The sequence below is a fragment of the Haloferax marisrubri genome, from assembly GCF_001469875.2.
Taxonomy (GTDB): Archaea; Halobacteriota; Halobacteria; order Halobacteriales; family Haloferacaceae; genus Haloferax; species Haloferax marisrubri.
Window position 1 is genome coordinate 22,860 of the sequence record NZ_LOPW02000006.1, and the last position, 10,457, is coordinate 33,316.

The following is a 10,457-nucleotide window of genomic DNA, read 5'->3' on the forward strand; positions in this document are numbered from 1 at the left end:
CCATGCCGAGTCCACTCACGAGTCGCGCCCCGCAGAGCCGAGTCGAACCCCGCCAGTCGCCCGCTCTTCCCGGGGTTCCCCGATGACGCTCGTCGAGGACGCGACGCTCGGCGTCCACATCCTCGCCGGGTTCGCGGCGCTGTTCGCCGGTTTCGGCGCGATAGTCACGGAGAAGGGCGGTCGTCGCCACCGGCGGGCGGGGCGAATTTACGTCGCGGGGATGACCGTCGTCGCGGTCACGTCGCTCGCGCTGTTCGCCCTCGCGCCGACCCGCGGGCGGACGTTCCTCGCGCTCGTCGCGGTGTTCAGCTACTACTTCGTCTTCTCGGGCGATCGCGTCCTCTCGCGGAAGCGCCCGGCCGACAGGCCCGAACCGCTCGACTGGGTCGCGGTCGGCCTGCTCACCGCCGCCGGCGTCGGCCTCCTCGCCATGGGCGCGCCCCGGTTCCTCGCCGGCGATAGCTTCGCCACCGTGATGCTCGTGTTCGGCGCGGCCGGTGCCGGCTTCGGCGTCCGCGACCTCGCCGCTTTCCGCCGCGAGCGCGCCGAACCGCGCGAGTGGTTCTTCGAGCACATCGGTCGCATGGGCGGCGGCTACATCGCCACCGTCACCGCCTTCTCGTCGGTCAACTTCGATTTCCTTCCGACCGTCGCCGCGTGGCTCTGGCCGACCGTCGTCGGCACGCCGCTCATCTTCGTCGCCATCCGGAAGTACAAACGCGGGTCGTCCGGCGCGGCCGCATCGACCGCGGACTGACTTCGGCCCGCGGACGACCGCTCGCCTCGTCGTCTTCTCACCTCTCTCATCGACGCTCCGCTTGCCCCCGCGAGCGCCGGCGCTCACCGGCGAATCCGTCGCCAGCACGGAATAATAATTTGGAACTACAAAATAACAGCACTTATTATACCAAAGCAATTTTCTAATAACATGCGAACGAAGACCCGACGCAGGTTCCTCGCGACAGTCGCCGGAAGCGCCGCCGTCGGCCTCGCGGGTTGTCTCGGCGGTGATGACTCGTCCGATTCGACCGGCTCGTCGGCCGACTCGGAAACGACGGCGACGGCTTCCTTTTTCGTCTTCGGCGACGTGGCGCGACACGTCGCTGGCGACGCCGCGTCCGTCGAAACGCTCGTCCCCATCGGCCAGCACGGCCACGGTTGGGAGCCCGGTCCGGACGTGCAGGGTCGGGTGCTCGAATCCGACCTGTTCGTCCACGGGATGCCCGGCTTCCAGCCGTGGGCCGACGACATCCGCACCTCGCTCGAAGCGGACGGCTCGGATGTCGCCGAAGTCGACGCCTCCGCCGACGTGGAACTCCACGAAATCGGTGCCGACGGTCACGTCCACGACGACGAGTCCCACGACGAGACGGACCACGCGGACGAGACGGAACAACACGACGAGGAGTCGCACACGAACAAGACGCACCACGAGGAGACCGAACACCACGACGACGAGCACGACGACGAACACGCCGAGGAGCACGACGAGGAACACGGTGAACACGACCCGCACTTCTGGCTGGACCCCACGCGGGTCGCCACCGCGACCGAGACGCTCCGCGACGCCTTCCAGTCGGTCGATTCCGCGAACGCCGACGCCTACGCCGCGAACGCCGAGTCCTACCGCGAGACGCTCTCGGAACTCGACGCGGCGTTCGAAGACGGCCTCGCCGACCGCGAGCGCGACGTGCTTCTCGTCGCCGGCCACGACGCCTACGGCTACCTCGCCGACCGCTACGACCTCGAAATCGTCGCGCTCACCGGCATCTCGCCCGACGAGGAGCCGTCGCCGCGGGACATCGAGCGAGCGCAGGCGACCATCGAGGAACACGGCATCCGACACGTCCTCGCCGACCCGCTGGAGTCCGACCGCGCCGCACAGCAACTCGTCTCCGAGACGGACGCCGAGGACGTGCTCCCGCTCACGCCGCTTCCCGGCGTAATGACTGAGTGGGAGGAAAACGACTGGGGGTACGTGGACATTATGCGCGAGGTGAACCTCCCGTCGCTCCGGACGGCGCTCGGCGCGCAATGACGGCCGTCTCGCTCAGCGACGTGACCTTTTCGTACGGCGACGTCCCGGTCGTTGACGGCGTTTCGCTCGACGTCCCCGAAGGCGAGTTCCTCGGGCTCGTCGGCCCGAACGGGTCGGGAAAGAGCACGCTCTTGACGCTGATGCTCGGTCTCCGCCGACCGACCCGCGGCGAGGTGCGACTGTTCGACCGGCCCGCCCACGACTTCTCTGACGGCGAGCGCGTCGCCTACGTCGCACAGGACGCGACGGACGCGGCCCGCGACATGCCCGTCACCGTCCGCGAGGTCGTCCGGATGGGTCGATACCCGCGGAACCTGTTCGGTCGCTTTTCGGCCGACGACCGCGAGGCGGTCGCCTCGGCGCTCGACCGGGTCGATATCGCGGACCTCGCCGACCGCCGGGTCGGGGCGCTCTCCGGCGGGCAGCGCCAGCGGGTGTTCGTCGCCCGCGCGCTCGCGGCCGAGGCCGACCTGCTCGCGCTCGACGAGCCGACGGTCGCCCTCGACGCCGAGTCCCGGGAGGCGTTCTACGACCTCCTCGGCGACCTGAACGAACAGGGAATGACGGTCGTACTCGTCGAACACGACATCGGCGTCGTCACCGCCCGCGCGTCCCGAATCGCCTGTCTCAACAAGCGGCTGTACTTCCACGGCGACACCGACGACTTCGCCGACAGCGACGCGCTCGCCGCGGCCTACGGCTCGAACCAGCGCGTGCTCGACCACGACCACGGTCACGGCCATCACCACGACCACGGTCACGACCACGACCCCGCTCTCTCCCATAGTGACGCCCGCGACGAACCGGAGGACGAGTCGTGACCGACCCCGTCGCGCTCGCGGCGACCAACCTCCTCGCGGTCGATTTCTCCGCGGCCGGTTCTCTCGCGCCGCTCCTCGTGGCCGACGCGTTCACGGGGATTTTCGACTGGTTCTTGACGGCGGTCGTCGGCGGGGTGTTCTCGTGGCTCGCCGGCGTCACCGGCCTCGACTTCCTCGGCTATCCCTACATGCAGCGGGCGTACCTCTCGGTGCTGTGCATCGGCGTCGTCGGCCCGCTCGTCGGGTCGTTCCTCGTCTACCGCGACCTCTCGATGGTCGGAGACACGCTCGCCCACACCGCCTTCGCCGGGGTCGCGCTCGCGCTCTTCCTCGACGCGACGCTCGGGCTCGCGGTCCCGCCGCTCCTCGGCGCGCTCGTCGTCGCCGTCGTCGCGGCGCTCGTCGTGCAGGCGCTCATCGAGTACACCGACGCCCGGAGCGACGCCGCGCTGGCGATGGTCCTGACCGGCGGCTTCGCCCTCGGAAGCGTGCTCATCTCGCTGACCGGCGGCGGAATCTCGGTCGGCATCAACCAGTACCTGTTCGGCTCGTTGGCGACCGTCTCGCGGGCCGACGTGGGCCTCCTCGTCTCGATGGGTCTCGTCGTCGTCGGCTCCGTCGCGGTCGCCTACCGTCCGCTCGTGTACGTCACGTTCGACGAGACCGCCGCCCGCGCGTCGCGGCTCCACGTCCGCGCCGTCAACACGCTCCTGTCGATTCTCACCGCGTTCGTCGTCGTCAGCGCGATGCGAATCATGGGCGTCATCCTCGTCGCGGCCCTGCTTGTCGTCCCGGTCGTCACCGCCTCGCGGCTCGGCCGGAGCTTCAAGCAGTCGCTCCTGTATGGGGTTCTCGCGGGCGAACTCGCCGGCGTCGCCGGCGTCACGGTCGCGTACCTCTACGGGCTCGCCGCCGGCGGCTCCATCGTCCTCGTCGCCCTCGCGGGCTTCGTCGCCGTCGCCGCCGGGCACCGACTGACCTGAACGCTCCCTGCTTCGGCCCTCCCACCGAACCCCGGCCGCGGCGACTCCGGAGCGACTCCAAAGAGCCCCACCGCGACCCGCGGCCTTGACCGGACAAGTGACTTTTAAACGAACCGACGATTTCTGGTTCTGTCAGAGCCAGTAGTGTAGTATCTATCTTGCAATACCTTCGGCGAATCCGTTATTTTTGGGCGTTTCGAGGCGATTAGCGGCAATCTGGGATTATCTACATTGATACTGTTCGCGAATACTTATCACTTTACTCCCACACTCGTTCGTATGGCAATCGAGCGAAACGAACGGGAACCGGCCGCCGGAGACGGGGCCGCCTCCCGACAGCACGACGCGTATTCCGGTCCCGGTGCCGCCGGCGCAGCGGCCGACGAGGTCCTCGACGACGTGGACGACGTGGACGACGCGACCGACGAAATCGGCACGGCGGTCGCCGAACTCTCCCACGCCTCCGAGAGCGTGGCCGTCAGCGCACAGGAGATAAGCGACCTCGCGGGCGACCAGTCGACCAACATGCAGGAGGTCGCCGGCGAGGTGTCGAACCTGAGCGCCAGCGTCGAGCAGATCGCCTCCAGCGCCGACCAGACGAAGGCGATGAGCGACCAGGCGCGCGACCTCGCCGCCGAGGGTCGAAGCTCCGCCGACAACGCCGCCGACGCGATGGAGACTGTCGACGACGTGACCACCGACGTGTACGACGAAATCACCGACCTCCGCGCGAAGGTCGACCAGATAGACAGCGTCGTCGAGGTCATCAACGACATCGCCGACCAGACGAACCTGCTCGCGCTCAACGCCTCTATCGAGGCCGCGCGGGCCGGTGAAGCGGGAGCCGGCTTCGCCGTCGTCGCCGACGAGGTCAAGAGCCTCGCGGAGCAGTCTCGCGACAGCGTCTCCGAAATCGAGGCGGTCGTCGGCGACATCCAAGAGACGACCGAGACGACCGTCGGCAACATCGAGGAGGCCAACGAGGAGGTCAACGACGGCATTTCGGAGGTTGACGCGGCCGTCTCCGCCCTCCGGAACATCGACGCTGCGGTCGGCGAGGCCGCCGCCGGCGCGGAGGAGGTCGCCCGCGCGACCGACCAGCAGGCCGCAAGCACCGAGGAGGTGGCGAGCCTCGTTGACCAGACCGCCCGGGGCGCAGAGGAGGTCGCCGGCGAAATCGACCAGGTCGCCGCGGCCACAGAAGAGCAGACGGCGAAGATTTCGGAGGTCGCACTCCTCGTCGGACACATCGACGACGAGGTGGACGACCTCGAAGACGAACTCGACGCGGCCGAAGGCGGGCTCTCCGCCCGGGGCGCGTAGATGTCGCTCACGGACGCGCCCGACGCGGCGCTCGCGGAGCCGACGCAGGTCCTCGAGTTCGAAATCGGCGAGGAGCGCTACTGCGTCGTGCTCGACGCCGTCACCGAGATCATCGACCGCAAGCCCGCGCGGTCGCTCCCGGACTCGCCGCCGCACGTCGTCGGCGCGATGGACTACCGGGGCGCGACGACGATGCTCGTCGACACGGCCTCGCTCCTCGGCGTGGGGTCGAACCCCGACGCCTCCCGCGTCGTCGTCTTCGACGCCGCCGACGAGGACGCGACCGTGTTCGGCTGGCTGGTCGACGAGGTCGACCGCGTGACGGAAATCGACCCCGAGACCGTCGACGACGCGCCGTTCGGCGACGAACTCACCCGCGGCGTCGTCAGGACCGACGACGGTCTCGTCGTCTGGGTCGATCCGCCGCTGGACGAGTAGGCCGACCGCACCGTACTTTCTTGGCCGCTCCCGCGAACCACTCGGACGATGGAAACACGTCGGGACGCCGTCGATAGCTTCGATTCCTTTCGGCAGTTCATCGGTCTCGAACGCGACGTGCTCGTCCTCTCGGTGGCGATGTTCGCGTTCAGCCTCTCGTTTCAGATGACCGGGCGGTACGTCCCGGAGTACCTCCGGGTACTCGGAGCCGGCGCGACCGTCGTCGGCCTCTACGGGAGCGTCGGCAACCTCATCGGGGCGCTGTACCCGTACCCGGGCGGCGCGCTCTCCGACCGACTCGGGTCGCGTCTCTCGCTCACGCTGTTCGGGACCGTCTCGTCGGCGGGCTTTCTCTTCTGGTTCGTCGCCCCGCAGGTCCCCGAGGTGACGCTCGCGGGCGTCTCGCTCGAACCGTGGCTCTGGATTTTCGTCGGGCTCTTTCTCACGCAGGCGTGGAAGTCGTTCGGCCTCGGCGCGACGTTCGCCATCGTCAAGCAGAGCGTCCCGCCCGGGCGACTGGCGATGGGCTTCGCCAGCACCGAGATTTTCCGCCGCATCGGCTTCCTCCTCGGGCCGCTCATCGCGGCCGCGCTGTTGGCGGCGACGGCGACGTTCGTCGAGGGCTTCCGGTACGTCCTCATCGTGGCCGCGGTGTTCGGCATCGTCGCCACCGTCGCTCAGCACGTCCTCTACGACGCGGGTGGGGACTCGCTGGGCAAGTCGTTCGAGGGGCTCGCCCAACTTCGCGACGACCTCCGGTCGCTCCCGGAGACGCTTCGGCCGCTCCTCGTCGCGGACACGCTCATCCGGTTCGCCAACGGGATGGTGTACGTCTTCTTCGTCATCGTCGTCACGGAGTTCCTCCAAGTCGGCTTCACCGGCTTCGGCGTCTCGCTCCGCCCCGACGCCTTCTTCGGCGTCCTCCTCGGCGTGGAGATGGTCGTCGCACTCCTGACGAAGCTCCCCGTCTCGAAACTCGCCGAGCGGACCGGGCTCAAGCCGGTCGTCGGCCTCGGGTTCGCGGTGTACGCGATATTCCCGGTCCTCCTCATCTTCGCCCCGGCGAACCAGTGGGTCGTCGTCGGTCTCTTTGCCTTCTCCGGGCTCCGGTTCGCCGGCCTCCCCGCGCACAAGGCGCTCATCGTCGGCCCGGCGGAGCGAAACGCCGGCGGGCGGGTGACGGGCGCGTACTACCTCCTGCGGAACACCATCGTCATCCCGAGCGCGGCGCTCGGCGGCTGGCTCTACGCGCGGGACCCGACGCTCGCGTTCTCGGTCGCGTCGCTCGTCGGCGTGGTCGGCGTGGTCTACTTCGCCCTGCGCGGAAAAGAGTTCGAGGCGTACGCGGGCGGGGCCTGACGCTCAGTTCGGGACGACGAGGTCGACCTCGAAGTAGTACATCGCGTCGAGGTCGCCCTCGAAGACGAGGTGGATGAGCGCGTTCTTGTCCGCCGGGACGTTGTTGCTCACGTCGGTGTCCTCGGTGACGAGGTCGCCGTCGGCGTCGTACACCCGACCGACGACGCTCAGCCGGCCGATGCGCGAGGCGGTGTTCACGGAGAGGCCGACGCGGTAGGTCCCCGCCTCCTCGTCGTGTTCGGCGTAGTTCTGCCACGCCTTCGCGTACGGGAGGTCGGAGGAGACGATGACGCCCGGCACGGACCCCTTCGTCAGGAGCGTGCCCACGACCTCGGGGTCGTCGTCCTCGCGCTCGAAGTCGATTCGGTCCTCGGGGGACTCGGGAGTCGGCTCGGATTCGGGTGTCGGTTCTGCGGGCTGTTCAGTCGTCGGCTCGGGGGTCGGTTCGGGCGAGTCGGTCGCCTGTCTCGCGGGCTGTTCGTCGCCGGTCGAGTCGTCGTTCTGGTCGGTCGCCGGGTCGAGCGCGTTACCCTCAGCACCGAGGCAACCGGAGATGAGCACCACGCCCGCCCCGACGCCGCCGAGGAATGTTCGTCTGTTCATGTCACTCCCGACGACACATATATACTAAATTATGATTGTACTGAATGGCTGAAGATTCCGGGATAGAGAATGTCTGAAGCGGTTATGCGGCACATTACGATGAAGATAACCCGAGTTAGGAGGGCGACTCGCGGTCCCGCTGACCACACAAAGATTCAACTTTGTTAACATACATCTTTGTTCATGGATATTGGGATACTCGGCGCTGGCCGCCTCGGTGGGACGTTGGCTCAACTCTTCGTGGAGGAGGGCCACCAGGTGGCGATAGCCAACGACAGCGGAGTCGAGTCACTCGCAGACCTCTCGGAGACGCTCGGCCCGCAACTGCGCGCGGTGGAACCGACGCAAGCGATTCGATTCGGGGACGTGGTATTCCTCGCCATCCCGTTCCGCGAGCGCGACTCCCTGCCCGACGCGGACCACTTCGCGGAGAAAATCGTGGTCGACGCGATGAACCCCTACACGGAGAACTTCCACGTCATGGACCTCGGCGACGACACCTCCTCGGAACTCGTCGCGGCCCAGCTCCCGGACGCGAAACTGGTCAAGTCGTTCAACACCATCTACTGGGAGACGCTCCGCGACCTCGGACACCCCGACCTCCCCGAGTCCGAGCGCCTCGCGGTCTTCCTCGCCGGCGACGACTCGGACGCCAAAGCGCACGTCGCCGACCTCATCCGCGATATCGGGTTCGGCCCGATCGACGTCGGCGGTCTCGTTCCGGGCGGCGAACTACTGGAACCCGGCTCGGCCCTCTACAAGCGCGAAATCACGGTCGAAGAAGCGAGGGAGACCGTCCGAACGCTTCGTGCCCGGCAGGGCTGACCGTCGCCGCCGCGTAACTATCACGGTTTTTGATTGTGTATGCTCGACACCAGATTGCGCTCGCGGAGTACCACGGCCGTACCCGTACGATTCCGTGACATTCACGGATTACAACTGTTCACAAATAGCATGGATTTAAGGGCCACCATCGCACACAGACGCCTGTTAAGGCACCCATGATGGCACAGACGAACGACTGGAAGGACTCGCGCGTGACGTACGACGAGTCGACCGGGTCATACCGCGTCGACCGCGATTCTTCCGAACTCCTGAGTACGAATGTTGTATTGAGTATTGCGGCGATCGAGGGCGTCCGCCCGACGCAGCTCCCGCCGCTCGCACAGACTATCGACCCCGACGCCCTCGAAACGGTGTTCGGCTGTTCCGAAGACGCACTCCTCTCTTTTTCTTACGCGGGCTACCGCGTGACGCTCGACGCGCTCGGTTCTATCGAAGTGGTCCCCATCGGCGACACCCAGCCCCTCCAGTGAGGCGACTCACCGCCTAATCGCCGACCACTTACCGCTCACTCGTCCCGACGAGTGGCGACGCAGTCCCGCGGTTCGATGCACCGGCCCCGCGGTTCGTTCGCGCTCCCAGTAGGTGCCGCCTGACCGCCCGTTCGTGACAGTAGGCGAAACATACCAAAACGTACTGTCATCCTCTCCCACGGTATGTTCGGAACGAGTGGAATCAGAGGTCCGGTTGGCCGAACCGTGACCGCCGAACTCGCCCTTCGAATCGGCCGCGCGGTCGGCTGTGACGCCTGCACCGTCGTCGTCGGGCAGGACGCGCGACTCAGCGGTGACGTCCTCGCCGACGCCGTGAGCGCCGGCGTCCGCGAGTGCGGCGCGAACGTGGTCCGACTCGGCGTCGCCTCGACCCCGACGGTCGCTCGCGCGGTCGGCTGGGCCGGCGCGGACGCCGGTATCGGTATCACCGCGTCTCACAACCCCGCCTCCGACAACGGGTTGAAGCTCTGGACGCCGAGCGGCCGCGCCTTCGACAAGGCCCAGACGCGCGACATCGTCCACCGGCTCAACCGCGACGAGGTCTCGCTCGCGCCGTGGGACGAACTCGGCGAGGAGCGCGAGTGGCCCGACGCCGCGGCTCGCCACGTGAATCACCTCGTCTCGTCGTTCGACGACCTCGACGACGTGTCCGTCGCGTTCGACCTCGGCAACGGCACGGGTCGCGTCTCGGTCGACGCGCTCTACGAACTCGGCGCGACGGTCAACACTATCGACGGCCAACAGGACGGCCGGTTCCCCGCGCGAAAGAGCGAGCCGAACGCCGAGACGCTCACCGCGCTCCGCCGGACCGTCCCCGCGCTCGACGTGGACGTGGGACTCGCCCACGACGGCGACGCCGACCGACTCGTCGCGGTCGACGAGACCGGCGCGTACGTCCCCGGCGACGCGCTCCTCGCGCTGTTCGCGCGGGACGCAATCTCCGCGGGCGACGCCGTCGCCGTCCCCGTCGACACGAGCCTCCTCGTCCAGGACGTGGTCGAGGCCGTCGGCGGGCGCGTCACCTACACCCCGGTCGGCGACGTGCACGTCGCGGAGGCCGTCGCCGAACCCGGCTACGTCTTCGGCGGCGAGCCCTCCGGCGCGTGGATTTGGCCCGACGAGACGCTCGCCCCCGACGGCCACTACGCGGCGCTCAAACTCGCCGACCTCGTGGCCCGCGGCGCGCCGCTGTCCGAACAGGTCGCCGACCTCGGCGGGGCTGGGTACGCCACCCGCCGCGCGAGCCTCTCGTTCGACGACAAACACCAGGCGATGGACCGCATCGCCCGCGACATCCACGCGACGTACGACGAGGTCGACACCATCGACGGTATCCGCGTCGACACCGACGACGGCTGGTTCCTCGTCCGCGCCAGCGGGACCGAACCGCTGGTCCGCATCACCGCGGAGGCCCGCGACGAGGACGACGCCGACCGCCTGTTCGAGGACGTTCGCTCGCTCGTCGAGGGCGCGCGCGTCGTCGCCTGAACCGCTCGTTTTCGCGGTCCTCTCCTCTCCTCTCCTCTCCTCTCCTCTCCTCTCCTCTCCTCTCCTC

The 10,457-nt window shown here is 68.0% G+C and carries 11 protein-coding genes; 10 read left to right on the plus strand and 1 reads right to left on the minus strand.

Annotated elements, in window-relative coordinates; translation table 11 throughout:
* Positions 1-82 precede the first annotated feature (82 nt).
* From AUR65_RS06075 to AUR65_RS06105, 7 genes are all read left to right on the plus strand, one after another.
* Positions 83-757, plus strand: a complete 675-nt coding sequence (locus AUR65_RS06075) for a DUF2306 domain-containing protein (protein WP_058565995.1) — start codon at positions 83-85, stop codon at positions 755-757.
* 171 nt (positions 758-928) lie between these two features.
* On the plus strand, positions 929-2,038 hold the full coding sequence (locus tag AUR65_RS06080) for a metal ABC transporter substrate-binding protein (protein ID WP_058565996.1): 1,110 nt from the start codon (positions 929-931) through the stop codon (positions 2,036-2,038).
* Positions 2,035-2,859 (plus strand): metal ABC transporter ATP-binding protein, encoded by an 825-nt coding sequence (locus AUR65_RS06085; RefSeq protein ID WP_058565997.1) that lies wholly within the window; start codon positions 2,035-2,037, stop codon positions 2,857-2,859. The genes AUR65_RS06080 and AUR65_RS06085 overlap by 4 nt, the downstream gene beginning before the upstream one ends.
* Entirely contained in the window at positions 2,856-3,842 is a 987-nt protein-coding gene (locus AUR65_RS06090) for a metal ABC transporter permease (protein WP_058565998.1), read from the plus strand. Before AUR65_RS06085 ends, AUR65_RS06090 begins: the two co-directional genes overlap by 4 nt.
* A gap of 279 nt (positions 3,843-4,121) precedes the next feature.
* The gene (locus AUR65_RS06095) at positions 4,122-5,165 is read left to right on the plus strand and encodes a methyl-accepting chemotaxis protein (protein WP_058565999.1); all 1,044 of its coding nucleotides are present in this window, start codon (positions 4,122-4,124) and stop codon (positions 5,163-5,165) included.
* A complete protein-coding gene (locus AUR65_RS06100) occupies positions 5,166-5,603 on the plus strand; it encodes a chemotaxis protein CheW (RefSeq protein WP_058566000.1) in 438 nt (145 codons plus the stop codon).
* A 48-nt stretch (positions 5,604-5,651) separates the two neighbouring features.
* Positions 5,652-6,962 (plus strand): MFS transporter, encoded by a 1,311-nt coding sequence (locus AUR65_RS06105; protein WP_058566001.1) that lies wholly within the window; start codon positions 5,652-5,654, stop codon positions 6,960-6,962.
* Positions 6,963-6,965: 3 nt separating this feature from the next.
* On the opposite strand, the gene AUR65_RS06110 is transcribed toward AUR65_RS06105, so the two are convergent.
* Positions 6,966-7,565, minus strand: coding sequence for a hypothetical protein (locus AUR65_RS06110; RefSeq protein WP_058566002.1), 600 nt, complete (start codon positions 7,563-7,565; stop codon positions 6,966-6,968).
* A gap of 183 nt (positions 7,566-7,748) precedes the next feature.
* Between AUR65_RS06110 and AUR65_RS06115 the strand changes: the two genes are divergently transcribed.
* The 3 genes from AUR65_RS06115 (at position 7,749) to glmM (ending at position 10,390) form a co-directional block, all read left to right on the plus strand.
* Entirely contained in the window at positions 7,749-8,390 is a 642-nt protein-coding gene (locus tag AUR65_RS06115) for an NADPH-dependent F420 reductase (protein WP_058566003.1), read from the plus strand.
* Between the two features lie 176 nt (positions 8,391-8,566).
* Positions 8,567-8,881, plus strand: a complete 315-nt coding sequence (locus AUR65_RS06120; RefSeq protein ID WP_058566004.1) for a HalOD1 output domain-containing protein — start codon at positions 8,567-8,569, stop codon at positions 8,879-8,881.
* Between the two features lie 183 nt (positions 8,882-9,064).
* A complete protein-coding gene (gene glmM, locus AUR65_RS06125; protein ID WP_058566005.1) occupies positions 9,065-10,390 on the plus strand; it encodes a phosphoglucosamine mutase in 1,326 nt (441 codons plus the stop codon).
* Positions 10,391-10,457 lie beyond the last annotated feature (67 nt).